Annotated in this window: 19 protein-coding genes; 7 read left to right on the top strand and 12 right to left on the bottom strand. The window is 59.2% G+C overall.

Going from position 1 to position 26,661, the window contains the following annotated elements:
* Nucleotides 1-59: 59 nt before the first annotated feature.
* The 5 genes from H7H48_RS06865 to H7H48_RS06845 all read right to left on the bottom strand — a co-directional run bounded on the left by H7H48_RS06865 (nucleotide 60) and on the right by H7H48_RS06845 (nucleotide 6,896).
* The gene (locus tag H7H48_RS06865) at nucleotides 60-710 is read right to left on the bottom strand and encodes an SH3 domain-containing protein (protein ID WP_229448217.1); all 651 of its coding nucleotides are present in this window, start codon (nucleotides 708-710) and stop codon (nucleotides 60-62) included.
* Nucleotides 711-721: 11 nt separating this feature from the next.
* The gene (locus H7H48_RS06860; protein WP_229448213.1) at nucleotides 722-2,467 is read right to left on the bottom strand and encodes a hypothetical protein; all 1,746 of its coding nucleotides are present in this window, start codon (nucleotides 2,465-2,467) and stop codon (nucleotides 722-724) included.
* Nucleotides 2,468-2,472: 5 nt separating this feature from the next.
* Nucleotides 2,473-2,700, bottom strand: a complete 228-nt coding sequence (locus tag H7H48_RS06855; protein WP_229448211.1) for a hypothetical protein — start codon at nucleotides 2,698-2,700, stop codon at nucleotides 2,473-2,475.
* Nucleotides 2,700-5,708: a VWA domain-containing protein gene (locus H7H48_RS06850; RefSeq protein ID WP_229448210.1), complete on the bottom strand. Its 3,009-nt coding sequence runs from the start codon at nucleotides 5,706-5,708 to the stop codon at nucleotides 2,700-2,702. The genes H7H48_RS06855 and H7H48_RS06850 overlap by 1 nt, the downstream gene beginning before the upstream one ends.
* A 258-nt stretch (nucleotides 5,709-5,966) precedes the next feature.
* Nucleotides 5,967-6,896 (bottom strand): dihydrodipicolinate synthase family protein, encoded by a 930-nt coding sequence (locus tag H7H48_RS06845; RefSeq protein WP_229448209.1) that lies wholly within the window; start codon nucleotides 6,894-6,896, stop codon nucleotides 5,967-5,969.
* 93 nt (nucleotides 6,897-6,989) lie between these two features.
* Between H7H48_RS06845 and H7H48_RS06840 the strand changes: the two genes are divergently transcribed.
* Together H7H48_RS06840 and H7H48_RS06835 are read left to right on the top strand one after the other, a co-directional pair.
* A complete protein-coding gene (locus H7H48_RS06840) occupies nucleotides 6,990-8,954 on the top strand; it encodes a VCBS repeat-containing protein (protein ID WP_229449205.1) in 1,965 nt (654 codons plus the stop codon).
* Nucleotides 8,948-9,760: a shikimate dehydrogenase gene (locus tag H7H48_RS06835; RefSeq protein WP_229448207.1), complete on the top strand. Its 813-nt coding sequence runs from the start codon at nucleotides 8,948-8,950 to the stop codon at nucleotides 9,758-9,760. Before H7H48_RS06840 ends, H7H48_RS06835 begins: the two co-directional genes overlap by 7 nt.
* A gap of 27 nt (nucleotides 9,761-9,787) precedes the next feature.
* On the opposite strand, the gene H7H48_RS06830 is transcribed toward H7H48_RS06835, so the two are convergent.
* The 7 genes from H7H48_RS06830 to H7H48_RS06800 form a co-directional block, all read right to left on the bottom strand.
* The gene (locus tag H7H48_RS06830) at nucleotides 9,788-10,612 is read right to left on the bottom strand and encodes a shikimate dehydrogenase (RefSeq protein WP_229448206.1); all 825 of its coding nucleotides are present in this window, start codon (nucleotides 10,610-10,612) and stop codon (nucleotides 9,788-9,790) included.
* Nucleotides 10,609-11,463 (bottom strand): sugar phosphate isomerase/epimerase, encoded by an 855-nt coding sequence (locus H7H48_RS06825; RefSeq protein WP_229448205.1) that lies wholly within the window; start codon nucleotides 11,461-11,463, stop codon nucleotides 10,609-10,611. Before H7H48_RS06825 ends, H7H48_RS06830 begins: the two co-directional genes overlap by 4 nt.
* Before the next feature lie 9 nt (nucleotides 11,464-11,472).
* Nucleotides 11,473-12,324, bottom strand: a complete 852-nt coding sequence (locus H7H48_RS06820; protein ID WP_229448204.1) for an ABC transporter ATP-binding protein — start codon at nucleotides 12,322-12,324, stop codon at nucleotides 11,473-11,475.
* 16 nt (nucleotides 12,325-12,340) lie between these two features.
* Nucleotides 12,341-13,141: an ABC transporter permease gene (locus H7H48_RS06815; protein ID WP_229448202.1), complete on the bottom strand. Its 801-nt coding sequence runs from the start codon at nucleotides 13,139-13,141 to the stop codon at nucleotides 12,341-12,343.
* A gap of 98 nt (nucleotides 13,142-13,239) precedes the next feature.
* Complete coding sequence (locus H7H48_RS06810; protein ID WP_229448200.1) at nucleotides 13,240-14,241, bottom strand: ABC transporter substrate-binding protein; 1,002 nt, start codon at nucleotides 14,239-14,241, stop codon at nucleotides 13,240-13,242.
* Between the two features lie 52 nt (nucleotides 14,242-14,293).
* Complete coding sequence (locus tag H7H48_RS06805; RefSeq protein ID WP_229448199.1) at nucleotides 14,294-15,055, bottom strand: ABC transporter permease; 762 nt, start codon at nucleotides 15,053-15,055, stop codon at nucleotides 14,294-14,296.
* Between the two features lie 8 nt (nucleotides 15,056-15,063).
* A complete protein-coding gene (locus tag H7H48_RS06800) occupies nucleotides 15,064-15,900 on the bottom strand; it encodes an IclR family transcriptional regulator (RefSeq protein WP_229448197.1) in 837 nt (278 codons plus the stop codon).
* A 674-nt stretch (nucleotides 15,901-16,574) separates the two neighbouring features.
* Here H7H48_RS06800 and H7H48_RS06795 point away from each other — a divergent pair.
* The 5 genes from H7H48_RS06795 (at nucleotide 16,575) to H7H48_RS06775 (ending at nucleotide 26,649) form a co-directional block, all read left to right on the top strand.
* Entirely contained in the window at nucleotides 16,575-17,468 is an 894-nt protein-coding gene (locus tag H7H48_RS06795) for a glycosyltransferase (protein ID WP_229448196.1), read from the top strand.
* 65 nt (nucleotides 17,469-17,533) lie between these two features.
* Nucleotides 17,534-18,373 carry an amidohydrolase gene (locus tag H7H48_RS06790; protein WP_229448194.1) on the top strand — a complete coding sequence of 280 codons (840 nt, stop codon included), beginning with the start codon at nucleotides 17,534-17,536 and terminating at the stop codon, nucleotides 18,371-18,373.
* Nucleotides 18,374-18,548: 175 nt separating this feature from the next.
* Nucleotides 18,549-20,663: an AMP-binding protein gene (locus H7H48_RS06785; protein ID WP_229448192.1), complete on the top strand. Its 2,115-nt coding sequence runs from the start codon at nucleotides 18,549-18,551 to the stop codon at nucleotides 20,661-20,663.
* The gene (locus H7H48_RS06780; RefSeq protein WP_229448191.1) at nucleotides 20,660-22,546 is read left to right on the top strand and encodes a polyketide synthase; all 1,887 of its coding nucleotides are present in this window, start codon (nucleotides 20,660-20,662) and stop codon (nucleotides 22,544-22,546) included. Before H7H48_RS06785 ends, H7H48_RS06780 begins: the two co-directional genes overlap by 4 nt.
* Nucleotides 22,546-26,649: an SDR family NAD(P)-dependent oxidoreductase gene (locus H7H48_RS06775; protein WP_229448189.1), complete on the top strand. Its 4,104-nt coding sequence runs from the start codon at nucleotides 22,546-22,548 to the stop codon at nucleotides 26,647-26,649. The genes H7H48_RS06780 and H7H48_RS06775 overlap by 1 nt, the downstream gene beginning before the upstream one ends.
* Nucleotides 26,650-26,661: the final 12 nt, after the last annotated feature.

Here is a 26,661-nt window from a genome sequence, read left to right as displayed (position 1 = left end):
AAAGGAACACCAGATTTTTTAGGCTCCTGCGAGAAGAACCATTCCGTCACCCGACAGTGTCAACGTCGGATGTAGCGCATGGAAACCCAGCCCGTGAGATCGTTGAATGCGACCACGCACCAATCGTCCTGACAGCGATCGAGGATTTTCAAGCCGCAGACATTGGCCGGCAGTTCACCAATACGCCCATAGTCTGCCCCAGGGCCCACCCTTACGTTCAAGCTTGTATTGACACCCACCACGCAGTTTGCCCCGCCCTGATTGGTTTTTGACGAAGGTGTCTGGCTTGATTTGCCGATTGCGGAGAAGCGCAGATTGGCATTATCCCCCTCATAGACATTGTCCACGATCCGGCAGCTCATATTCGACAATACCGGAGCTGCCCCGTTCAGCATGAAGGATCGGCCGGGCGTGAAATCCCCATAGACAAAGTAATCGACCTCCCCGCAATTGGGATTGAAGATCCGGCTCATGCCTTCGAGATAGCCGTTTGAGACCTTGCCATCAAAAAGGAGCGTTCCTGCCCGCACGCCGGCACCAGCAAGCCCCTGCCTGGGCTTTTGGTAGTAGATTTTCACCTTGTTGCCTTCGACATTGACGCGCATACGCGAACCGTTGTGGTCATAAAGATAGTCGGCTGCAGATGCCGTTGCGATCAGTATCCACCCGGTGAGCAGAACAGTCACGATATATGAAAAAACTCGCTGCATCGGCGTGCTCCTCAATACGTTTCAGGCGCGAGATAGATGCCGGGCACCCATCCGGACACTTTATTGTTGGTGATCTGACACCAGGTCGCTGACAACATCGAAAGCCGGCGCTCGAAACCAGCCTCCTGAAATGCTTGTGCATTGATCTCGTCGGCGCATTTGAGCATTTGCAGACCCGTTGCGCGGGGCGAGATCGAACCGATGACAGCGGACGAACGGCTGGGCTTCTGGCGCAGGTTCATGGTGCGGTTTAAGGGAACATCGCGCAGCCGGTAGCTCACGCTGTAAATGCCTATCGCAGGCGTATCGCCGGCCTCCGAGGCATCAAGTCCGCGTACGGGACGCACAAGCTCGAAGAGCAGGATATCCTCACCGACGATCAGGGTGCCCCGCGGATTTCTGCGAGCATGAGAAGGCAATTCAGTCAGCATGCGCCCATGTTTGCGTTCGCCCGATTGACCCGAATAGACCGTGAGTTCCCAGGCGAGCGCTTCATCGGTCTTTCCTGCGAGTTTGAATTCGACCTGATGATCCTCGTCGGTTTCAAAGAAACCGCGCAACTTTCCTGTCGCCGTCAAGCCGCCGGCAGACTGGTCGAATGAGATCTCGCCGAGATTATCACCGGTCTCTTCGAGAATGGCCCAGGGATCCGACATCATAGGCCGGCCGCCGCCGGCCTGTTGCGGCGGTCTGGTGGAATCGGGATGCGGTTTGGAAGTCTGATGCGATGCCCCGATGCGGTTTGGCAGGCCGATCATGCGGGCGATGTAAGCTTCGCCCAACTTGATGCGGTAGGTCCCGGGCCGCTGTCTCAGATCATTGAAAATGTCATTGCTGCACCGAGTCTGCTCGCAGAGATGCGGTCGCAAACGCGCGAACCCCTCATAATCGACCCCTCGCTGCGGGTGATGGATGAAAACGCTGTGATAGGTAACGTCTTCTCGGATGCGCAGCAATCGCTCGTGGCTGTCCCCCGGAAGGCGGAATGTGGCTTCGATCAGCTCATCGACGGAGCCGCGGTTTTTGAGACGTGCCCCCGTCACGGTCGCCGAGAGGAAGCCGCGGCTGTCCGCCTTGTCATGCAGTTCCTTGCAGAAGCCGGTGTGGAGGGTCTGCGCACATGTGCCGCCCGGCCGGACATAGATGCTGAGGTCGACGGCGGCTGCGTCAGCCCCTTCATAGTGAATGACATCGACACCGATCTCGAAGGCCGGATCGATGTTGACGAGATCATAGCCCCGATACCAGCGAGAAAGACCATCGCGGGGATCAACCGATACGGATGGCGATGCCTTGTCCGCCGCGAACGTAAACCAGGGCCGGAACGGATCCTGGTTTACGGCGTCATCTTTCGGTAGAGCGGACCGCGTCTGGCTGGCATATTTCAAGGGCGAGGTGCGGGCCGAACTGCGCGTGGCAGTCCAGCTTTTACCCCCCTTTGGCTGTGGCAGGCCATCGCTACTCCAGCTCCAGTGTCCGCTCAGGCGGTCATTGGCGATACGCCATTCCACAGTCCCCCAACGGCCATCATGATAAACAAAGTAAGCACGCGCGGTGCGCCCGTCTTTTCCGAGGCGGCCCTCGATCGTGCCGATTTCGGCATAGTCTCCATAAAGGCGATCACCGTTTTGAAGCAACCGGAGCTGACCATAGGTGGAGTCCCAGTCTCCGTTCCAGTCAGCACTCAAGGAGGGCGAGCACATCAATGCGGCAAACGCCGCTGCACGGAAAATCCGATGGACACAATATCCGATCATCGGCGTCACTCCTGAAACTCGATCGTGGCGTTGTCGACATATCGGAAGCCCACGGAAGCCCCGTCACCTTCCGGCAGAGGATGAAACCTCACACCACCAATTGTCTGCTGATACAGCCGGCATTGCCCGGCCGACTGGGTTTGAGCGGGTGCGGCAAGGGGTGCCAACGTTGTTATCAGCACCCCTGCCAAGCCCACAGCGGCAGCGAAGGTCGTTTCGAGGAACCTGCCCATCACTGACCCCGGAATGCCATGTTGTTCCTGTCGAAGCCCATGCCTGGAGACTGGGCATCCGTCCGCTCCATGATCAACTCGGCCAGGGACCTTCCATTGGGCATGACCGTGTCTGCCCTTAGTTCGCCATCGGGGAAGAAACAGGAAACAGCAAGCCAGCTATTCTCCTGGTCTTTCACCTCCAGTACGTAATGATTGTTTCCCAGAAGCCTGGACTTGAAGGTGAGGTTCTGAACGTCACCATTCTGACGATCGGTGATGGAGCAATTGAACTGGGTGCCTGAAATCTGACATTGCCCGGAAGCAACCGTCTTGTACGGGTTTTCGTCAGGACCCTGCGGTTGCACGAACTGCTTCCGCGCCATCGTCCCGTCGGGCCAGATAACCGTCGGCGCTCTCTGACATTGATCCACATGCGCGTAGTTTCCCACCACTTCGTCCACCGACGCGCCCGTCTGATTGATGTTGAAGACACCGAAGACCCTGTTGACCTGATCGTCTAGCGAGACCTCTTCCGGCGGCGACATGGTTCCAGAAGCATTTCCTTGCGACGCCTCCGCTTGATTTCCTGACGGTGCAGGGGCGGCGCTGCTTTTGTCACCGGTACCGGAGCCGTTGCGCTCCAGCAGCTGGAATTTCCCGTACTTACCCTTCTCCGCTACTTCGATGAAATTGCGTTGTCCCTCAGGATTGACGGTCACGGTGCCGATCCCCCAGGAGTCCTGGAAAGTCTGTGTCCGCCCTTCCTCCAGCGCGTCGATGATGCCTGCGGGCAGGCCAGCGATCGAACCCGCACAGTCCAGGCCCTGTCCGCACCAGCCTTCAGCAAGCACGATGCGAGCGGCTCCATCCGCTTCCGGCGGATAGTCGATCACGACGTAACGTTTCCCGGTGAACGCATCTCCAAACACGAGACGGACACCGGTGTGCTCCGAAACAGGCTTCCCCGGTTCCATCGTTTGCCCTTCGGGCGCCAGCACCATCACGGCTTTGACGGGCCGGTTCGAGTCCGGGTTCTCAATCACCGTCAACGTGTCTTCGAAACCGCCGGGCGCAGTGAAGATGCGCAGGGCGTTCTCGCTTAGATCGAAAGTGGCGGTCTGTCCGTTGCGAACGGCATCCATGAGCGCTGCAGGGACCTCGACATCCCGGGCAGCGCAACCACCACGCCCACACCAGCCATCACCGAGGATCATGCGGCCCGCCTCTGCATCCGATTCCTGGAAAGACAGAACGGTTTTCTTTGTGCTTCTGTTGTTGAAGATAATCGAAGGAGCAACGCTGGCCTTCTGGGTCACAGTTTCGGAAGCAGCGGGTTGCTCTCCCGAGGGCTCAATGGAAGAAAGCTGAGCCTTCTCGACCAGACATCCATCACGAACAACGCGCAGGATTTCCAGACAACCGCTGCCACGCGCTTCAAGCATGGCTTTTTCTGCCTCCGTGAGGGTCCTGCCCTCGCCAACCTCAAGCCGAAGGTCCCTGAAGTCCCCGGGCACCGTCACAACGAGCTCGCTGCGGCGTTTTCCATAGCCTTCCCCACCCACATTGATGACCCAGTCTCCGGTCGGGAGGTAGAAGGGCTGCAGATCGCCATCGCGGGCACCCGCACCGTGAACCCAGTAGTTTCGCCCCGAAGGCACTTTGTCGTACCAATATGTCGTCTGACGCTTGACTGGCGAACCATCGGTTTCACGAGCATCCACAAACACCCGTGTGGCGTCGAACGAGAAATCGTAAACGGTTGGTCGAGCTGGCTTAACCTCCACGACGCGCTCGACCGAGGTCCCGCTGTCGATATTGCCCTGTATCAGATAAGTACCCGGCGGCAGCGGGCGGGTCAGATCGTCAGCGCCAGCAATTGTTGCGGCAGGCTGTTCAGCCTTGGCCCCGTCGACGATCGGATAGATCGCGAAGTGGAAACGCGGTCGCGAGCCTCCCACCGCAGTCGGAAAGGCTTCTCCCTTCACATATGGCAGATTCGGGTTGATGAACAGATTGAGGGTTAGGCTGCCAGACAGGCTGGCTTCAACAAGATACTCGCTCTCTCCCTCCGGCACTTCAAACGCGTAACGCGCCGTGTAACCACTGCCGCCTGCGCCCTCGCGCTGAAGTTTTGCCACATACTGCCCGGGTTCCAGCACCGCTGTCGCAGAGTTTCCCTTTGCTTCAGGATATTCGAGTTGAAATTGCGCGTTCTCCACGGGCGTCCCATCGGCATGCTCAAGGCCACCGCTCAATTGGCGCACACCGATCTGTTCTCCCGCATCCGTATCGCGGAAAATGAATCGTATGGGGCGACCGAGTGAGATCTCAGATCCAAAATCGTCCTCATTTGGCGAAATGGCATTGTTGGCAACGGTACGGCGCAGCGCCTCGCCCAGCTCATCCGCATCCTTGGCGGCAAGGTAAAGCCCGCCCGTGTTCTCGGCCAAACATTGCACCTGGCGGCCTTCATCCTGCGATAGACCGAACCCGACCACATGCGTCGTGAAATTAACGCCCAGATTTTCCAGTTCCGAAGCAAGAGCGCAGGGATCGGCATCGCAGGTCTCGATACCGTCTGTGACAAGAATGACGGTCGCTGCATTTTCGGTAAAGCGGAGCTCGTTTGCAGCGATCCGTACGGCATCTGAAAGCGGTGTCTTGCCCTTCGGCTGCAAACCATTGGCCACAGAGATCATCTGAGGCACGGACCGGGAAGCCTGCTCCACCGGAACCACCGTTTCAATGTCCGAACAAGCACCTTTCTGTCGATGCCCATAGGCGATCATGCCGATCCGGCTTGAGGGTTCTATTTCGCGCAACACCGATGAAAGCGTCTCACGCGCAATCTCGATCTTGGTGCGGCCTTCGATCTGCCCCCACATGGAACCGGACCCATCGAAAACGACGATGGTGTCTGCCTCCTGAGCATACACATTGGTGGGCAGACCGAATGCCAGGAGATTGCACATCAGGAAAAGGAAACGCTGAAAGGGTGCGCTTCGAGACGACGATTTGGCAGGCATTCCGGGCTCCATTCTCGTGCGCCTTCACCCGCCGGGAAAGCGGACAAAGGCCAACACCCAGAAGAACTATCGCCTGCTTCGCAACCGCACCTCACCCATTTGGGTGACATTACACGGTTACGCGATGAGGTGCGGTGGATTGGAGCGGCAATGACGCCGGAAGGCGGCGGAACCCGAGACCTACTCGCGTCAACGGCGTTTCAGTTGCCGGCCAGCCGCCCCTCACCGGGCGAGAATGGAGTGGGATTTTTTAGGTTTTCAGGCTGCTGCAATCCTGGAACGGAAACGCTCCGTGCCCCGCTCGATATGATCGAGCAGATCAGCGGCGGCCCAATGCCGCTCCAGAGGGTCGTAGTCCACCACGCGGGAATGAGCACTCGCAAAGGTTCCCATCCTCAGATGCCATAGCTTGGCCAGCTTTGGATATCCCATCCCCTCAGCCATTCCGGCCAGTGCGAGAAAAACCGCAAGATCACGCACCAGTTCCGTATCCTCGTCCTTATGCTCGTACAGCCAAGCATAGAGATCCGGATGGAAATTGCCAAAGACGCCACCAAAGCCGCGTGACCCGGCACGCATGGCGGCAAGCGCAATCGCTGCATTGGCATTGACGATGGCAAAGGACGTCCCCGCAGTCATCGCAGCGCGGCGGGCCACCGTCGGCAGATCGCAACTGACATCCTTGAGCACGGCAAAGCGGCCTGTATCCAGACACAGCTTCAACTCGTCATCACTGAGCAGGCGGCGATACGGAGCAGGACATTCGTAGAGCCCGAGCGGCAGATCGTCTGGCAAGGCTTGCAGGATTGCCTCAAGCGCATTCCGGAAAGCCTCGAAGCCAGCATTGTTGGGATCCAGCCTGTTGGTGACCAGAACCAGCGCATCGACCCCCGTTTCTGCCATCGCCTTTAGCTCGGTGAGCTGGTCATCCAACGCCTCGGATATGTGCCCTGAAGCAATTACCGGCAGCCGCCCATGCGCGTATTCGAGTGTGCGGCGCGCCAGCATGACGCGTTCGTCCAGTTGCAGCTTCTGCATCTCACTCGACTGGCAGACCGCGAACAAGGTCTGTGCACCGCCTTCAATATACCAGTCGGTCAGCCGTGCGAGACCATCCTGGTCGATACTGTCGGTCGCCGTGAACGGCGTGAGCATCACCGGCACGAGGCCATCAATCTCAATTTTCATTTCTTGCCCATCTGCAGGTTTCATTTGCCACGCTATATGATACGAAATGAAATTGGAATAGGATTCCAAAAACGGAGGAGAAGCATCTTGAGCGTGACCCGATGGGAGGATGACGCGTCTGTCTGGACCGGCCCGACTTATGTGGAGCAGGCCATTCGCTATGATCCCGATGTGACTTCGGCACCGGTCGCGGGCCGTATCATCACCTGCGTCGACGTGGTCGACTGGGATGGCGATGGCGGACGCGACCTCCTCCTGTCCAGTTGGGATACATGCTATGAGGGACGCGTTTTTCTTTATCAGCAAATCGGGACGAAGCCGGATGGTACGCCCCTTCTCGGGCGCGAACAGATTGTCGAAGGTGTGCGCGGCTATGTCACCGCAGTGCCCGATGGCGACCGCTTTCATCTCCTCTCCGTGTCACGCATGCGGCGGCAGATTTATCTGTTTCCCAACATTGGCACTGCGCGCGAGCCGCGTTTTGGTGATCCGGTCGCGCTGGATCTGGAAGCGGACTGGGTCAAAGGCAACGAGTATTTTCACATGGCCCGCTTCCATGACATTGACGGCGATGGTGTTCCCGAACTCGTCGTGGGCACGGATTCATGGGATGACTACTGGCCGAACGGGCTGGAATGGAACGATGTGGGCTACCGCGCCTATGATGCGGCGGGTCGCTGGCTGGGTGGGCCGCTACGCGGGTTCCTCTATGCATTCAAGAACACGGGCACTCTGAGCGCGCCCGTGTTAGGCCGCGGCAGACCGATCATCGGGGGTGAGACCCCGCTGGAGGTGTATGGTCAATGTGCACCAGCCTTCGGCGGTTTTTCCGGTGAGGGGCGCACCGCCCTCGTGTGTGGCGAATTCTGGAACATCCTGCATTTCGCCGATCAGACCGGCCCTTTCACCTTTGAACAACCCACGCTTGTCGCCGACGCCGCCGGCGAACCGGTGCTTCTGGACCAATGCATTCATCTGCCTTGCGCCGTCGACTGGGATGGCGACGGGCGTCTCGATATTCTGGTTGGCGCGGAAGATGGTTATGTCACATTTCTTCGGAACACCGGCTCCGGCGCTGACGGGCGGCCAGCCTTTCAAAAGATCGGACGTGTCGAGGGCACAGAGCCATCGATACACGCCGGCGTTCTGCCCTCACCCGCGGCTCACGATTTCACAGGCAATGGCCTGCCCGATCTTGTGGTCGGCAACAGCACCGGCGAGCTTCTGTTCTACGAGAACCTTGGCCCAAATGGTGCGCCCGCGCTCGCGCGGGAAGTGATGATCGAAGCGGGCGGCGAGCCCGTGCGCATCGCCGCCGGTCTGACCGGCTCCATACAGGGGCCTTCGGAGAAAATGTTCGGCTATTCCTGCCCCACCATCGCCGATTGGGATGGCGACGGATTGCCGGACCTGCTTGTCAGCGACGTCAACGGCGCGCACAATTTCTACCGCAATGACGGTGGTTCCGTGCCTCCCCGTTTCGAAGCGCCACGCCCCTTGATCTGGCAGGGCAAGCCACTGAAAACCGTCTGGCGAGTGCGACCGGCCGTGGTTGACTGGATGGGCAACGGCCAGCTCCACTACCTCGCACTCGACGAGGATGGCGTGTTGTCGGATTTCCGCCGCGCAACAGACACGGAACTTGCCGACAAACGGCATCTGCAATGGGAGGACGGCGCGCAAATGCGTTTCACCCAGGATGTGGGCGGCGGGCGCGGCCGCGTGAAACTCTGTGCCGTGGACTGGACCGGCGATGGACGGATCGATCTCATTATCGGGACACACGCGCGTGCGTCCGTGCCCCCCGGCCCGACCGGCCAGCCACGCAACACGACCGGCCAGGCTGGCATCTTTCTGCTGGAGAACATTGGCTCCAACGACAAGCCGGTTTTCGCTTTTCCAAAAGCGTTCAAGTTTCGCGGCGAAACCATCCAGATGGCCATGCACGTCGCTTCACCGGAAGCCGTGGACTGGGATGGAAGCGGCAAGCTCGGCCTCGTGGTTGGCGTGGAAGATGGCAGTCTCGTATGGCTGAAACGGGAGGAACTCTCATGGTAGATCTTCCCGCTACGATCGACGGCTCGACGAAGATCATGGGTGTTATTGGCGACCCCATCGCCCAGGTGATGACCCCGACGGCGATCAACCCCATCTTTGCGGCCCGTGGGGCGAACATTGTGTGCCTCCCCCTCCATATCGGTGCGCAGGAGCTGGAGACCGCATGGGCGGGGCTCAAGGCTCTCAGAAACCTGATCGGTTTCGGTATCACCCTTCCGCACAAGCAGGCCGCGCTCCCGCTCTGTGACAGCCTGGACCCTCTCGCCGAGCGGGTCGGAGCGGTCAATCTCGTGCGGCGGGAAACCGACGGCTCCTTCAAGGGCTACCAGTTTGACGGCAAGGGTTTTGTTCGCGGCTTGAAGCGCCAGGGCCATACGGTGACCGGTAGGCATTGCCTCATGATCGGCGCCGGCGGGGCAGCGATCGCGATAGCGTTCGCGCTCGCCGAGGAAGGCGCCGCATCCCTGATCATCGCAAACCGCACCCGACAAAAAGCCGAGGAACTGGCAGAGGCTGTGAACCGCGTCGCTGGGCGGTCTTTCGCACGCGCCGAAATGTCCGGCCAAACGCATACCGCATCGGGCCTGATCGTCATAAACGCGACGTCGCTCGGCCTTTCGGCGAGCGACCCACACCCCTTCGATGCAGGTCTGATCGACGAGACGATGCTGATCGCCGAGGTCATCGCCAAGCCGGAGGTGACACCTCTGCTCGAGGCCGCGCGCAGGCGGGGTGCGCAAATCCATTCAGGCATTCACATGATCCACGGGCAGATCGATCTCATTGCGGCTCACATGGCCGCTTAACAAACGGGCAACGACCGAAACCCTATCTCAGAGCGGTGCTCCAGCATCCTGCCCGGCCGCGAAGCCACCGATCAGCGCGATCTGCGCCTCAAGCATGTCACGGCCATCGCTTGTAGCCGCGCCACGCTCCCGCGCGAGCTTCAGCAATTCGGTGTCCCGCGCCAAGGCGGCAATGTCGGCCACCAGCATTTCAGAGTTCAAATCCCGGAGATCGACAGGAAAGGCGTCTGCGGATTTCAGCCCGATCGGCGTTGCGTTGATCAGCACATCGATACCCGCCAGATCGCTGGAGCCGCGTTGCACCACCGGCCCACCGATCTCCCGATTGACCATGCCGATGGTGAATTGCAGTGCATCCTCATCGAGGTCGATCACGGAGAGCCGGCCGATCTGCTCACCGCACAAGGCATGGGCGATGGCACGTCCCGCCCCGCCAGCGCCGACGAGCATAACCGACGCTCCCGCCAGACGGCTGCGATTGGCGGCCAATCCACGCACGAAACCCAGCCCGTCGAAAAGCGCACCATACATGGAGCCGTCGCTTCGTCGCTGAATGGAATTCACTGCGCCGACGGCCTCAGCGGCCGGTGTCAGTTCGTCACACAAACGAGCCGCTGCAATCTTGTGCGGCACGGTCACGCCGATGCCGGCCACATTGTCCATCGCTGCGAAAACGCCCCATGCGGCCTCGAAATTTTCCCGGGTGACATGAAACGGAACGGCGTAGAGATCAAGGCTCCTTGCGGCAAAAAGCGGATTGATGAGAGTGGGTGTCTGCACCTGAGCCACAGGATCGCCGAACACCGCATAGACGCGCGATCCACCGCCCAGATTTGGAATGCTGTCGCTCATGATGTGATCATCCCCCCGGAAAATATGTTCCGGCATCGGGCAAGCGCCGTATCGAGCACCAGATCAGGATCTTCGCCCCACCAGCGATCGGAGAATATCTCGATCTCGATCGGGCCGGCATAGCCGGCTCTCTGCACCTGGCGCCACATGCCGGCCAGATCGATGATGCCATCACCCATCATACCCCGATCACGCAGAACGTGTTTCGTCGGCACCAGCCAGTCGCTGACGTGGAAGCCCAGTATCCTGCCGGCAGAACCGGCGCGTGCGAGTTCGACCTCCAGGCGCTCATCCCACCAAATGTGATAGGCGTCCGCCACGATGCCGATCCCGTCGCCCAGCTGATCACAGAGTCGATTGGCATGACCGAGGGTCAAAATCACCGCCCTGTCACCGGCGACCATGGGATGCAGCGGCTCCAGCGCAAGGGTCATGCCAACGGAGCGGGCATGATCGAGGAGCATCCCGATCGTCTCCTCCACCTCGCCCCGAGCCGCAGCAAGATCGCGGCTGCCGTGCGGGAGCCCTCCCGAGAAGACAAGGACATGGTCGGCTGAAAGCTCGGCAGCCATGTCCACTGCGCGACGCGCGCGATCAAGGGATTCCGCGCGCCCGGCCCCTTCCGTTCCCAGGAGAGGCCCGGCCCGATTGAAGCCGAAAGTTGATACCCCCGTGCGGGACAGCATACGCCGCGCCTCCCGGAGGCCGACCTTTTCGATTTCATCACCCCATAAGGAGGCGCGCGACAGACCGCGCTGCGCACATCCTTCGAGAAACGGCTCCAGGCCCCACTTCTCGCGGATGGTCGCTTCATTGAAGATGAACTCGGGCAATTGCAAAGCTTCGACCATGACGCCGCGCTAGAATTTGTAAACGCCGAGTTTCTCGAAGATCCGATAGATTCTTTCGGCATATTTCGAGAACTCGGGATACTCGCCCAGATGCGCCGGACGCGGACGCGGCAGATCGATGACAATCTCCTCGACGATGGTGCCGGGGCTCTTCGACATGACCAGTACACGATCCGAAAGCCCAACCGCCTCCTCAATGGAGTGGGTGATGAACAGCACCGTCTTGCGTGTTTCGAGCCAAAGCATTTCCAGATCATGCCGGATCTGGGTGCGTGTGATCGCGTCGAGCGCGCCGAAAGGCTCGTCCATCAGCAGCATCGAGGGATCGTGAACGAGTGCCCGCGCAATGGAAACGCGTTGACGCATACCGCCGGAGAGCTGCCACGGATACCGGTTTTCCGCTCCTGTGAGACCGAGCCGCGCAAACAGCGCATCAGCCCGTTCTCTAAACTTGGCCTTATCGAGCCCCCTGATCTCCTGCTGCAGCATGACATTGTTGATGGCAGTGCGAAAATCCAGAAGCAGATGATCTTGAAAGACGATCCCGATCTCCGAAATAGGTGCCGTAAGCGGTTTCCCGTCGATCTCCACCGAACCGGCACTCGGTGGTTCCAGCCCGGTGACGAGAAGCATGGTCGTGCTCTTTCCGCAGCCGGAGGGTCCGATGATGGAAACGAACTCCCCCGGCTTTATATCCAGATCAATGGGCCCGAGCGCGTGGAATGCGTTTTCCCCGCTTCCGAAGACTTTTGTCAGCCCCTTGGCATGGATCGAGGCGCCCGTGGCGTTCACCTCGCCAACCGGATGCACCAGCCCGGAAGGAGTGCTGGGTTTCATGTCTGCCATGGTCGTGTCCGTCATTGTCTTTTGTCCGGGTTCAGTGTCTGGACCACGGCATCAGCCATTGCCCTATCATGCTCATTGCACCGTTGAAGATCAGCGCGACGATCGCTGCAGCCACCAGCCCGGAAAACATCAGTGTCATGTCCATAAAGGCCGAGGCCCGCACGATCATGAAGCCCAGACCTTTGTTCGAAGCGATGAATTCGGCGATGATGACGCCCTCCACCGCCTTCACCACGCCGATCTTCATGCCTGAAAAAATGTGAGGCATGGCGGCGGGCAGCCTGACCTTCCAGAACGTCTGCCATGAACTCGCGCCCATGGACCGCGAAATGTAGAAAAGGCGACGGTCGACCAACCGGAAGCCTGACATGGAGTCGACCAGAACCGGAAAGAAACTCATCAGGAAAACGATCAGCGCGGCCACCAGCGGGCCAATCCCGAACCAGATGATCAGGATGGGCCCGATCACCGTCTTGGGCATGATGTTCAAAAACACGATGACGGGATAGAGGCCTCGCTCCAGCGCACCGACCGAAACAATCGCCAGGGCCAGTGGGATCGCCACCACCACACCAAGGGCAAAACCCTCCACGATTGTGAGTGAAGTCCAGAATGCATCACCGGCGATCAACACCCGATCTGTATAAAGCCGCGCCAGGAAATCTGAAGGCTTGGGCGCGAGCCATATGGGCACCTCGAAGAAGCGGAGCGCTATCTCCCACGCGCCGAGCAGCAACAACACCGCGACCGTTCCGATGAGAACGGACGACAAATAGGAACCGCCGAACGCCGCCATCAAGCGCGCGCGCGTGCCTGACTGTGCCGGTGCCATGGCAGAAGCTGTTTGCGACATGCCTTATGAAACTTTCCGCGTGAGAGTGATGTCCGGGCGCCTCACACGCCCGGACCGGAGGTTACGACCGACATGCCTCAGGGGCAGGTCACCGGCGTTTCCGGCAGATAGTCGAGCGTATAGTAATCGGTTACCGGCTTGGTGTCGGGAAGGTTCATCACCGAGGTCATGACCCCGTACATGGTTTCCCAGGTTTCCGCATCCGTCACACCGATGGCGTCACCAGCCCCGCCTGGACAAACCGAGGCAAAGCTGAACTTGGCCGACTGAAGGAGGTTCTCCTTGGAATGGGCGGTCTCGGGGAAAATCTCGAGCAGCGCATCGACCGCGGCTTCCGGATCCTTCATCGCTTCCTGCCAGCCCAGCGCCGTTGCTTCGACAAAGCGTTTGTAGACATCAGGGTTGGCTTCAAGTTTGTCTTCACGGGCCACCAAGGCGAGGCTCGCGATCGGAACACCATTGTTGTAGAAATACATATTGCCCGCCTCGATGCCCTGGGCGGCAAGCGGCACAACAATGTTTTCCGGCGTTTGCGACACCGCGTCGACCTGTTTGGATGTCAAAAGGCCGATAAATGCGCTTTCAGCCGCCGAGACGATTTCTACCTGAGACTCTTCGATGCCGTTTGCCCGCAGGAAGACCGGGATGAGCGGAAGCATGGCGGATCCGGGAGAAACCGCCAGCTTTTTGCCGATAAGGTCTTTCGGTTCCTTGATGCCTGAATCGGCCAGATACTGGATACCGAACTGACCGGACTTCCAGATGGTGGCGAAGATCCTGATCGGCGCCCCCTGGGCGGCCACATTCAGTGTCGCGCCGGTATCGGCATAGCCAAGCTCGGTCTGCCCGGTCGCCACGAGCTGCGCTGCAACAGCGGAACCGCGCCCCTCCGTCAAGGTGACATCAAGATTATGGTCCTTATAGATTCCCTTGGACTGAGCCACCGCAAAACCGAGATGGGCCGAATCCGCCGTCCAGTTCATCTGCATCTGCAGCTTGTCCTGCGCCGACACGGAAACCCCACCGGCGAGCAGTGCGAACATCGCCCCCGCCGCCACATGCTTCAATCTGAATTGCATTTTCTTCCTCCCTTTTGTTTATCGTGATGACTGCCTGCCGACCACGAACCGCTCAGCGACGCTGCCAGGGCAGCAATGCCCGTTCGGCCAGTTCCATCCCCCAACTGAGCAGAACGCCGATCATCGAACCGACCACAAGCACCGCAAAGATGAGTGATGTGTCGGAATCATCCATGCCACGCAGGACCAGATACCCAAGCCCGTTCTGCGAGTTCATCCACTCCACGACGATGACCACTGTGACCGCAATGACAACGGTGATCTTGAACCCTGAAAAAATGCTGGGTGCCGCCGAAGGCAGTTCGAACAACCGGAATGTCTGCCACCATGAGGCCCCGACCGAGCGACTGAGATAGTACTGCCGCGGATCGATCGACTTAAAACCGGTCACGCTGTCGACCAAAATCGGAAAGAAAGTGATCAACGCTGTGAGCAGTATCTTCGGGAAATCGGCAAAGCCGAACCAGACCAGCATGAGCGGAGCCAAAGTGATCTTCGGCAACCCCTGGATGAACACGACCAGCGGATAAAGCACCTGCTCGGCGAGACGGAATTTCGCTATCAGGTAACCGAGCACGACACCGGGTATGGCACCAGCGACAAATCCGTAGACGATGAGCCTCGTCGTCACGAGCGCGTGGTATCCCAGTCTCTGATAATCCTCCACGATGCGCGAGAGAAACTGCGATGGCGCGGGCAAGACGTAAACCGGAACCTGCAGCACCCTGACCAGCACCTCCCACACCAGCAAAAGACCGGCGAACCAGAGGACCGGCTCCAGAACGCGCTGCGATATCGGGTTGCGTCGCATCATTTTCCGCCTCAAACGTCCGCAGGGACCGGCGAGCGCGGTGCAGCCACAGCCGGTTGGTAGCCGCGCTGACGGCTGCGCAAAGACCAGATTTCAGCAACCTCGACGGCAGCCTTCTTCAGTGCGGTCGCAAGCTCTTCATAACGCTCGGGGGTGATGCGCACGAGAGGGCCGGCGACGCTCATCGTTCCAGCCACCGGCGCATCAGGCCCCACCCCGTTGAAGAAGGGCACGGCCACAGCGCCGGTCCCCGCTTCGGCTTCTTCCACGGAGACCCCGTATCCGCGCTCGCGCGTTTCTGCGAGGCGGGCGCGGAATTCATCAACATTGGTGGCGCTGTTTGGCCCCAGCGGCCGCCGCGCGCCGAACCCGCGGGAGCAGACTATGCGCAGCGCCTCCGATTCCGGCAAAGTGGAAAGCCAGGCCTTGCCGTTGGCGGTGGCATGCAAAACGATCTCCTGCCCCATCTCGGGGTCGTAGCGCAGCCCCGTGACCGCACCCTGGGCACGAGCGACCCAGACAAGATCCTCGCCCTCGACAATAGCCAGACGGCAATATTCGCGCGTCTCGCGTGCCAGCTTGTCCAGAACCGACTGGACCACGTCAGGCACCGCGCGCACATCAAGATTGCGGAAGGCGAGAGTGCTCATGCGGAGAGAGAGCGCATAGCGTTGGGTTCCGCTGTGCTGCAACACCCATCCTCGAGAGACAAGTGTTGTCAGCGTGCGATGAACCGCGCTTGCCGGCATGCCCAGCCGGTTCGCGAGATCCGTCAGTTCGATCGGATCGCGCTCGCCAGCGAGCGCTTCCAGCATCGTCAAGCAACGATCTATAGCGGCTACAGTCAACCATTCCTCCCAGGTCGAATTGGACTATACAACATCAAATTCCAAATTGGAATACGATTCCATTTTTCAAACAACCATGGGTGCGCACTTGATGCTTCCATGTGTCTCCGACGGCGACAGACTGCTCCATATTGAAGATTCGCAATTCCGTCGGGAGAGAGTTTAACGCCTACCCCACATGACTTTGAAGGTTTGCTGTTAGCGATCACCGCACGCACTTACCCCAGATCTCAACGTTTCAGAGCATTTTCTCCACAACACGAAACAGGCCGCGAACGGCGCCACGTTCTCGCAAAATGCCCTCCCTCCGCTCCAAGAAGAAGAAAACACCACCTGCGTCCGCTTGATGTCATGGGGATCGCGTGTGTTCCGGCGGGAAGAGCGCGCTACAGCGAACAGTTTCAAGAGTGGTCACCAGTTCAAAGAGGCAGGGCTGACACCCCTTCGATGGCACTTCCACGGATCGATGCACACGCCGCGGCCACATAAGCGAAAACGCTTCACCACCGCCCACCCGATCAATGGCGCAGCAGAACCTGGCGGGGTGTGCCTCTCCCGAGGATCGTTGACACGCACCACAAAATGCACATTAATATATTAGAATTTCAATATGAGACCTTCCGGATCAACGCCGCGAAGGACTGCATCATCGTTCGTGGGAGGACAGAAGTTACATGCAGAACAACAAGACATTCGCTGCGAGCGTCATCGTGCCGACCTACAATCGCAGGGAGCTGCTCTCCAAGACAATCCAGTCTCTGCTCGCGAGCGATTTGCCCAGTGACGCCTTCGAAATCATCATCGTTGATGATGGTTCGTCAGATGGCACCTTCGACCTCGTTCACGAGTTCATCGGGAGGGCAGACTGCCAGATTCGCTATATCTACCAGAAAGATGAGGGGTACCGGCTGTCACGGGCAAGAAATCTCGGCATCCAGATGGCAGAGGGAAATGTCTGCGTTCTTCTGGATTGCGGGGTCATTGTTTCGCAAGGATGCATCCGGGCTCATATCGAGGCGCATTCCGAGCCTGGCCGCCTCGTCCTCGGCTATGTCTTTGGCTTCAGCAACACGGGCGACGACGACGAGAAACTAAGCGAGGCGCTAGAGGCTTCACTCGATCTCGACAATGTTGAAGCCACGCTTCAGCTCTTCCGCTCGCAGGGGCTCTTTCCGGATATGCGCGAGCGCACCTACCAGAAGTTCGGTGAACGGCTTATGGATCTGCCCGCGCCATGGGCCATATCCTGGGGCTGCAACCTTTCCATCCACCGTCAGACACTGGGCCAGCGCTTCCGTTTTGACGAGAATTTCAAAACCTGGGGAGCTGAAGATCTCGATTTCGCGTTGGCTCTCTTCCAGGAAGGAGTTGAGTTCAGGCTCTGCCGCGACGCCAGTTCCATACATGTTCCCCACAACAAATCCCACGAAGTCAATTCAACCTCTTCACGGCCAAACAAGATCTACCTCCATGGCAAGTTCCAGCGCATGGAAACGGAAATGCTGATCGACGTGCAATCGTTCGACCTCAACGATGCATTGGCGGAGCAACGCAGCGCCGGGGGATAGCAGGAGGATAGCAGGGGGATAAACGCTGAAATTGTCAGCCTGTCTGCAGTTTTTCCGGAGAGACCATGTTCGTCGACGCACATCATCATTTATGGGCCAAGGCCCGCGGCGACTATCCTTGGATGGACGGCGCCCCTGAAGTTCTCCAGAGGGATTACCTGGCCGCCGACCTTGCACCGCTGTTTGGGCGGTTCGGCATCGGGCGGTCGGTGCTCATACAGGCGGCACCGACCCAGGAGGAAACCGATTTTCTGCTCAACATTGCGCAAGAGACAGATTTTATCGCCGGCGTGGTGGGCTGGCTGGACATGGAAGACGAGAACTTCCCCGAACGGCTCGCATACTATGCCGGGAAACCGAAATTCGTCGGGGTGCGGCCGATGCTTCAGGATATTGCCGACGACGACTGGATCCTGAGCCCGGCAGTCATGCGGGCATTGAGGGAGGTGGCAAAGCACGGTCTCGCTTTCGATGTCCTTATCTATCCAAGGCACCTGCCGCAGATCGTGAAAATGCTCGAGCAGTTACCCGAACTGCGCGCTGTCATCGACCATCTTGCCAAACCACCCATCGCCAAAGGCATATGCACCAGCTGGCGCGACGGCATCGAACAGGTGGCGGCATTCAAGAATGTTTACTGCAAGATTTCCGGCATGATCACCGAAGCGGATCCTGATGGCTGGACCGTTGACGATCTGCGCCCTTTCGTTGCTCACACCGTTAAGATGTTTGGTCCCGAGCGGCTCATCTTCGGGAGCGACTGGCCGGTCTGTCTGACGGCTGGAAACTACTCAGACGTGCTGGCTGCAACGATGGCGGCACTCCCGCGGGAATTGGCGCATGATCGCCGCATCTTCGGAGAGAACGCGATCCGGTTCTACGACCTTAAGCACGAGGTCACCTAACCCCCGCATTCAAAAATACCGCCCGCAAAACAAGCCGACGGCATGCATGCGGTTTACAACAATAATTCTATTATATTAGTGTAATTGATGGGCAGATCGGTCAAGCGGCCGAAAGCCCCGCTGTAGCGAGGACGACAGCGGGAGAGCCCGGCCGGTCACAGGAGGAGAAGACCGCATGCAGACCAGCTTGCCTGAATCCGTCGTTCACGTGGTTCGCGACAACGCACAAAAGCTCGGTCGAAAAACCGCCTATGTGAATCTGAAAAACGGTGTCGAGGAACAGGGCCATCTTGGGTATGAAGTGCTTGACGCCACATGCCGTCGCATTGGTGCGGCGCTTCAAAGGCGAAACGCAGCCGGCGAGCGGATCATGCTCCTGTTTCCGCAGGGCTCCGAGTTTGTGGTGGGGTTCCTTGCAACCTTGTTCGGGGCGGCCATCGCCGTGCCGGCTCATACGCCGAAACCCAACAAGCGGAGCTGGGCGACATTCGAAGCGATCGTGGCGGATTGCCAGCCTCGCTATATCCTCACCTGTCGTTCGATCCGCGACAACATCGTGGCATGGTCCCAGCCCTATCCTTCCATTCGCGCGCTCGACCTCTTGTGCATTGAAGACCTCGCGGAGGAACACGAAGCCAGCGACTGGACGCCGGTTTGGCCGGCGCAGAAGGACATCGCTTTTTTGCAATACACATCCGGCTCCACGAGCAGCCCGAAGGGGGTGATGGTCAGTCACGGCAATCTCATGCACAATGCCGGTCTCACCGCGCGCCACATGGGCCATGACGAGACAACGGTCATCGTCAGCTGGCTGCCGCTGTTTCACGATCTTGGGCTGATCGGCATTGTCATCCAGACGCTGTTTGTCGGTGCCACCTGCTACATGATGAGCCCCGCCGCCTTCAGCGGCAATCCGGCACTCTGGCTTCAAGCGATCAGTCGATACCGCGCAACCACAAGCATGTCCTCCGATTTCGGATACAGGCTCTGCGTCAAGTCCATCCGACCCGAGCAGCTCGACGGCGTGGACCTTAGCTGCTGGCGCAACGCCCTCAACGCCGCCGAACCGATTTATGCGTCCACGCTCAGAAGCTTTCAGGATCGGTTTGGCCCCTACGGCTTTTCGCCTGAAGCCTTCTTTCCAGCCTATGGACTTGCTGAGGCGACACTTCTCAGCACCACGTCGCGTGTGAGGGAACCCCCGGTCCTCCTATCTGTGAACAAGGAGGCATTGGCAGCCGGCAGTCTGAAACCGGTTGGCCAGGAGGGAAACGCAGTCGAACTGGTCAGTTCGGGTCGCCCGGCGAGCGATATGGAAATAGCCATCGTCAATCCGGATACCCACTTGCGCTGCAAGGACGCCGAGATCGGCGAAGTGTGGGTCAGCGGTGACAGCATTACCACCGGTTACTGGCAAGCGCCCGCGGCAAGCGCAGCGACGTTTGGCCAGAGCCCTGCCGGAGAAGACAACCCGCACTTCATGCGCACCGGCGACCTCGGCTTCCTTCAAGATGGTGAGCTTTACATTGCCGGACGCTTGAAAGACATCATCATCATGCGCGGGCGGAACATCTATCCGCAGGACATTGAACTGACGGTGAAGGACTGCCACCCCGCTTTCCGTACCGTGAACGGCGCAGCCTTTGCCATCGATGGCGACGATGGCGAGACAATTGCCGTTGTGCACGAGATCGAGCGCACCGCGCGTCATACGACCGATCTTGGCGAGCTGGAGCGTGTGGTACGCGATGCGGTTTGGCGCAACCATGACGTCACGCTTTCCGACATCATTTTCATACCCCCGGCCTCCCTTCCGAAAACCACGAGCGGCAAGGTCCAGCGCCGCCTCACCCGGGATCTCTATCTGGCAGGTCAGATCAAGTCGCTCCCCAATAAAAAGGGACGGTGTGAAGAAACGCATCAGGCAGCGGGCCACGCAAAGAGCGCCAGTGAAATAGAGGCGGGTCTGATGCAGCAGCTTCGCGCCCTGCTGGGCGACCAGGCTGGCCGTTTCTCCGCCGAGGACAGCTTTGGTGCGATCGGCATCGATTCGGTTCTGGCCGCCCGCTTTGTCACCGCCCTCAACGCGGATCTCGAACTGGCGCTGGATCCGACAATTGTCTGGGAGTACTCAACACCCGCCCTTCTCGCGCGTCATCTTTCCGCATCTGGAACAAATCACATCGCCCCACCGAAGACGCCGGATGGTTCAGCGCGACAGGACATGGTTCAGGCCCTGAAAAACGCTCTTGGTGGTGAAATCCGCGAACGTCAGAGCGAACCTGAATGAGCACCGCCTTTGACCCGACAAGCCAAACCGCGGCCGAGCCGATCGCCATTATCGGCTGCAGCGCGCGGCTCCCCGGCGCTTCGGATCTGGATGCTTTTTGGGACAATCTTGTCGCCTGCAAGAGCAGTGTGGGGCCTCTGCCCCCGGCCAGAACGGAGCATCCCAAACTGGCAAATGCCGGTTTTTTGGACGACGTGACAGGCTTTGATGCCGGCTTCTTCGCCATCACGGAGGAAGAAGCCCGGCTCATGGATCCCGTGCAGCGGCTTTCTCTGGAAACAGCGTGGCACTGTGTCGAAGAAGCAGGATGGCGCCCCAGCGACCTTGCAAAAAGCGAAACCGGCGTGTTTGTCGCCTCCGGCAAATCGGACTACGAAGAACACATTCACAGGGCGGGGATCACCCCGACCGGATTTCTGCCTACCGGTGTCGCCAGCGCCATCATCGCGAACCGCATATCCTTCGCGCTCGGGCTGACGGGCCCCAGTATCACGCTTGACACCGCGTGCTCCGGCTCGCTGACAGCTCTTCACCTTGCCGCCCAGGCCCTCCGCAATGGGGATTGTTCAACAGCACTGGTCGGCGGCGCCAATGTCATCTTGAGTGACACACTTACCGAGGGGCTGGCGCATGAGGGGACGGTGAGCCCCGATTTCCAGACACGAAGCTTCGATGCGACGGCAAATGGATATGCCCGTGGTGAAGGGGTGATTTTCCTGCTGTTGAAACCGTTAAGGGCAGCCGAAGCGGATGGCGATCATATTCACGGCCTACTGCTCGCCTCGGCGATCTCCCATGGCGGGCGCGCCAATTGGCTGACTGCTCCCAATGCGATCGCCCAGCAGAATCTGGTGACAAAGGCCTGGCAACGGGCATGCGTCCCACCACACACGATAACCTATGTCGAGGCGCATGGAACAGGCACATCGCTCGGGGATGCCATCGAGTTTAATGCGATCCACAAAGCCGACGACGCTCTGCTTGTCGGCGAGACATCCGCGCAACACCCTTCCTGTTTGGTTGGCTCGGTAAAACCCAATGTCGGCCACCTGGAAGCAGCCTCCGGGCTGGCAGGCGTCCTCAAGGTTCTCCTTTCCATGAAACATGGAAAAATCCCCGGCAACCCCTACCTGACCACACCCAACCCACTGTGCAAGATTGCCGGCGGTCGCCTGCGCCTTGCACACCGGACGCAGGATTGGCCGCGCGTCACGAACGAACCCGGGTCTCCCCTACCGCGGCGTGCAGGGGTTAGCGCATTCGGTTTCGGCGGTGCATATGGTCACGTGGTGCTGGAGGAGCCACCGGCACCTCCAGCCGGTCCAGGCCGAGACCATATCCTGCCCGTGCTTCCAGTTTCTGCCAACAGCGAGGCAGAACTTACTCACTACGTCCGTAGCCTTGCAGACTTCGCCCAACGGCAAAGCTGCCCCGCGCGCAAGGAAGAACCCGGCACTGCCGTTGGCAAGACCGTTCTTCTCGAGGATTTTCTGTTCACCTTTCAGGTCGGCCGTATTGCCCTCCCGCGGCGCGCTGCCTTTCTAGGCAAAACATGGACATCACTGCACGAAGTTCTACGCCAATGGCTCGATGGCCGCGAAGACACGCGCATCATTTCGCCTGACGTCGACACGCCGTCGGATGACGAGTTGGAGAGACTTGCCATCGCCTTTGCCCAACAATGGGTCGCTGGGCAGAAACGAGACTTTAGCACGCTATACGATGGCCGGGGCGCGGGCCGCGTTTCCGCCCCTGTCTATCCGTTTTCGCGAAGCCGCTACTGGTTCTCAGAAGGCGAGGCAACCTCATCCGATCACCAAAGAGAGGAAATGGATGTCGCGCCTTCCGAAAGCGGCATCCACTTCACGGCAGGAGACCGTTGATGAATACCGATATGTCATGCGCCCGGTCGGCTCAAATCCTGCAAGAGATCGAACGCCTTGCCGCAACAGTTCTAGAGTCGGCACAGACCAACCTCGACACAGACGAGCCTCTCGGAAATCTGGGATTTGATTCCGCTTCCCTGAAATTGTTCGCCAAACGCATAACCGAGCATTTTGGTCACCCTGTGGACACGGTGACCCTGTTTACCTTTCCCACACTCGGCGAACTGGCTGATCACCTTAGCGAGGAGGGCGCGGCAAGCGGCAGGGCACAGGAAATCCCCGCCGCTCCGGAAGAGGAAATTGGCCCGGCGCAGACATCTCGCCATGATGTCGCTATCGTCGGACTCTCCTGTCGTCTGCCGGGCGCAGCCAACAAGGAAGCGTTCTGGGAAAACCAGCGTGCTTCGCGCAATGCGATCACCGAGATACCACGTCGCCGATGGAACTGGCGCGATATCCATGGCGATCCCCTGCGCGAAGACGGGCGTACAGACGTGAAATGGGGCGCGTTCATCGAGGATGAGGAGCGCTTTGCGCCTGAGTTTTTTGGCATCTCCCAGTATGAAGCCGAGTGCATGGATCCGCAGCATCGACTGTTTCTGATGAGTGCCTGGGAGGCAATCTGGGACTCGGGCCGCGATCCATCCAAACTTGCCGGTCAATCCGTAGGCGTTTTTGCAGGCGTCCAGTTTCAGGACTACCAAAAGCTGCTCGACGCGCGCGGTCTCACCAGCGCGCAGGCCTGCACCGGCAACGCCCATGCGATGATCGCCAATCGGGTCTCTTTTCTGCTCGATGTCAATGGCCCCAGCGCTGCGATCGATACGGCCTGCTCCAGCAGCCTCGTTGCCATTCACAATGCCGTCCAAGCGATCCGACACGGAGAGTGCGACATGGCGCTGGCAGGTGGCGTCAACCTCCTGCTTTCACCGGACATGTTCATCATGGGACGTCAGCTGGGCGTCCTATCACCAACGGGGCAATGCCGCACCTTTGACGCAAAAGCTGATGGCTATGTCCGGGGCGAAGGCGTAGGCGTGCTCCTCCTCAAGCCTTACGGCGACGCATTGCGCGATCGGGATCATATCTACGGCGTGATCCGTGGAAGCGCAGTCAACCATGGTGGCAAGGCCGCCTCGCTGACTGCCCCGAACAGCCGCGCACAGGCGCAGCTCATGCAAGCTGGCTTGCGGGATGCGGGGATGACACCGAATGAGATTTCCTACGTCGAGATGCACGGCACGGGCACTGAACTTGGCGATCCCATCGAGATCGAAGCCGTCAAGAGCGCCTTTCGCGCAAGCCGTACTGCGCAGGCGCTCGCCCCGACACCCTGCGCTGTGGGGTCGGTAAAAACCAATATCGGGCATCTGGAACCCGCTGCGGGTGTGGCTGGTGTCATCAACGTCGTTATGGCGATGCGGCACCGGATGCTGCCGGGCCTGTCGAACTTTCAGTCGCTCAATCCGCATATTGTTCTGACAGACGGACTGACACTTCAGGCCGCTCCAGGTCCTTGGCCTGTGAACGACCCTTCCCTTCCGTTGGCAGGCATTGTCAATTCCTTTGGCTTCGGCGGCGCGAACGCCTCACTCGTGATTCAGGAACATCAGACCGCAGATCGGGTGCACGATGCTGCCCACCTTACCCCCGTCTTTGTCCCTCTCGCCGCGCCAACCATGGCTCGGCTGACAAACCACGCAGCAAAATTGGCGGATGCGATAGGATCCTTGAAAGCAGCCGCCGATCCTGTGACCCTTCTGGCCGATATCGCCTTCACACTCCAGCAGCGCGGCGAGAAATGGCCCTGCCGTATTTTGTTATCCGTATCCAGCCTCAAAGAGCTTGAGGCGGGACTGGAAGCTCTCCGCTCCGGAAGCTTAACTGATGAAGCGATCGTGGGCGATGCGGCGACGGCTGCACGGTTGGGACTGCCCGAGCACGTCTCGGAGTGGCTCGATCGAGCACACTGCACCTGGCCGGATATGCCTGATGCAAGGCGTCTCTCTCTGCCGATTGCTCCATGGCCGGACCGGAAATGCTGGTTCGAGCCCCGCCCTTCGGACGAACAGCCGTCCGAGCACCCGCACGCCGAACTGATTTATCTTGAACCGTCCTGGACGGAACAACCGGCCGATCCGCAATCGCGCAACTGGCAGCACAAATGCATGTGGGTGATCGGGCGCAGCGATGAACAGCTCGCCGCCTTCGTTCCCGATCTTGAAAGAGAGTGTGCGGGAAAAGCTTCAGTCGTTACCTCTGTCTTCCATGCACCGAACGCAGGCTTTCAGCCCTCGCTGGACGTCTGGCACCTTTCGGGCGCCGAGCCCGAAGTGATCATCATCTTGCCATCCGAGGGCAAAATTGCATCGGCCCACAGTCTCAGTGAGACAGAACTGGTGTTTGCGCTCGCAAAGGAGCTGATGGACAGAGCGTTCGGACGCGAAATCGATGTCTTCTATGTCGCGCCAGAGGACTTCGGCGTCCACCCAGCCCTCGACGCCATCCCAGCTCTGGCGAAATCAGCCTTTCTGGAAAATGAGCATCTGAGAATCCATACTCTGTATCCGGGGCAAACGACACGAGCAGAAGCTCTGACGATGCTTATGACGGAGATCAACGCTCGCCCGCCTGCCTCTCCGGTCACGGTGCGCTATAGCCCCTCCCGCTCTGTCCAATCGCTTTGTGAAACCACCCGCGAAACCGCGAAGAATCCCGCGCCTCCCTGCTTTTGCGACGGCGGTGTCTACCTCATTCCGGGCGGCGCAGGTGAACTCGGCCTCCGTCTTCTGAAGCAACTGGGAAGCACGGTCGAAGCCACATTCATTGTGTGCGGACGGACATCCCCCGAACAAGGCCTTCATAAGAAAACCCAAGGCCTCGCAGCCGGTAACTCAAGCCGGTTCATATATCTTCAGTGCGACATCACCGATGGCGCACAGACCAGGCGTCTGATCGAACAGATTGTGAAGGAGCACGGCCATCTCGACGGGGTGTTGAATCTCGTGACAGCCCACGACGATGCCTATCTGTTTCGCAAGAGCTGGCAGGACTTTTCACGCGTAGCGGCCTCGAAGGTTCAAGGCACGGTCAATCTCGATCAAGCAACTTCAACGCTCAAGCTCGACTTCTTCATGGCCTTTTCTTCACTGGCCTCGCTCGGTCTGGCCGGCGGGTCCGACTATGCGTATGGTTGCGCCTTCCAGAATGCCTTCACGACATGGCGCGCGAAGGCGGTTTCAGCGGGGCAACGACACGGCCAAAGCAAGTCACTGTGCTGGTCTCGCTGGAAATGGGACAAATACGTGACCCCGGCGTTTGATGCATGGTTCGAAAACCTTGGCTTCACATTCATTGACCTGAACACCGGAATGACCGCCCTTCAGGAGGCACTGATCCACGAGGGCTGCGAGATCCTGATCCTCCATGGGGCGAAAGATCGTATATGGACATCCCTCGACCGTGACAGGGCCCTTCTGCGAGGACAGAGCCCGCACACAACTCCCATTTCCCCCGACTTGCAGCCCATTGAAAAGGGCGATGGCCTGCCCTCGCTGCCGACAGCCTCGCTCAAAGCATCAACCGACGGCGATGCAAAGGGGGGAAGAGTTCATGAGGAATCGCTCGAACGTCTCCTGATCACCATCATCTGCGACTTGCTGAAAATCGAAACGTTGGATGCCAATGCACGATTTTCCGCCATCGGGCTCGACTCCGTTATGGCCATCCGCCTGATTGTGCTGATCGACAAGGAACTCGGCTACACGCTGACACCAAAAGAACTGCTGAGGCATCAAAGTGTGGCTGAACTGGCTGCATTTCTGGGTGACAAGAACTCCGACAACATTGAAGTTTCGCCATCAGACGACAACACTGCGGCAATCCTGATCGCCAAACTCAAGGCGATGCTGCGTTCCGAGGACATTGCTGCGGATGCGCGCTTCGCCGCAATCGGGGTGGATTCGATCATGGCTGTCAAATTGGCCGCCGAGCTCAAACGGCAGTTCAATATCGGAATATCGCCACAGTGGTTTGTCCGCTATCCGAGTGTCGATAGCATGGCTGAAGAGATCGAGCGCTGCAGATCTGAGCGGGTGTGAAGCTGGCCCTTT

It is taken from the genome of Nitratireductor sp. B36 (assembly GCF_020833685.1).
In the GTDB taxonomy this organism is placed as follows: domain Bacteria; phylum Pseudomonadota; class Alphaproteobacteria; order Rhizobiales; family Rhizobiaceae; genus Nitratireductor.
The sequence above is the reverse complement of the archived record's forward strand: the minus strand, read 5'-3'. Positions and strand labels throughout refer to the sequence as shown.

Excerpts from the sequence above, each read along its gene's own strand:
- H7H48_RS06835 (WP_229448207.1), top strand. The coding sequence starts at position 8,948 with ATGGTAGATCTTCCCGCTACGATCGACGGCTCGACGAAGATCATGGGT.
- H7H48_RS06820 (WP_229448204.1), bottom strand. The coding sequence starts at position 12,324 with ATGACGGACACGACCATGGCAGACATGAAACCCAGCACTCCTTCCGGG.
- H7H48_RS06815 (WP_229448202.1), bottom strand. The coding sequence starts at position 13,141 with ATGGCACCGGCACAGTCAGGCACGCGCGCGCGCTTGATGGCGGCGTTC.
- H7H48_RS06860 (WP_229448213.1), bottom strand. The coding sequence starts at position 2,467 with ATGATCGGATATTGTGTCCATCGGATTTTCCGTGCAGCGGCGTTTGCC.
- H7H48_RS06825 (WP_229448205.1), bottom strand. The coding sequence starts at position 11,463 with ATGGTCGAAGCTTTGCAATTGCCCGAGTTCATCTTCAATGAAGCGACC.
- H7H48_RS06785 (WP_229448192.1), top strand. The coding sequence starts at position 18,549 with ATGCAGACCAGCTTGCCTGAATCCGTCGTTCACGTGGTTCGCGACAAC.
- H7H48_RS06855 (WP_229448211.1), bottom strand. The coding sequence starts at position 2,700 with ATGGGCAGGTTCCTCGAAACGACCTTCGCTGCCGCTGTGGGCTTGGCA.
- H7H48_RS06845 (WP_229448209.1), bottom strand. The coding sequence starts at position 6,896 with ATGAAAATTGAGATTGATGGCCTCGTGCCGGTGATGCTCACGCCGTTC.
- H7H48_RS06780 (WP_229448191.1), top strand. The coding sequence starts at position 20,660 with ATGAGCACCGCCTTTGACCCGACAAGCCAAACCGCGGCCGAGCCGATC.
- H7H48_RS06830 (WP_229448206.1), bottom strand. The coding sequence starts at position 10,612 with ATGAGCGACAGCATTCCAAATCTGGGCGGTGGATCGCGCGTCTATGCG.
- H7H48_RS06790 (WP_229448194.1), top strand. The coding sequence starts at position 17,534 with ATGTTCGTCGACGCACATCATCATTTATGGGCCAAGGCCCGCGGCGAC.
- H7H48_RS06810 (WP_229448200.1), bottom strand. The coding sequence starts at position 14,241 with ATGCAATTCAGATTGAAGCATGTGGCGGCGGGGGCGATGTTCGCACTG.
- H7H48_RS06865 (WP_229448217.1), bottom strand. The coding sequence starts at position 710 with ATGCAGCGAGTTTTTTCATATATCGTGACTGTTCTGCTCACCGGGTGG.
- H7H48_RS06775 (WP_229448189.1), top strand. The coding sequence starts at position 22,546 with ATGAATACCGATATGTCATGCGCCCGGTCGGCTCAAATCCTGCAAGAG.
- H7H48_RS06805 (WP_229448199.1), bottom strand. The coding sequence starts at position 15,055 with ATGATGCGACGCAACCCGATATCGCAGCGCGTTCTGGAGCCGGTCCTC.
- H7H48_RS06850 (WP_229448210.1), bottom strand. The coding sequence starts at position 5,708 with ATGCCTGCCAAATCGTCGTCTCGAAGCGCACCCTTTCAGCGTTTCCTT.
- H7H48_RS06795 (WP_229448196.1), top strand. The coding sequence starts at position 16,575 with ATGCAGAACAACAAGACATTCGCTGCGAGCGTCATCGTGCCGACCTAC.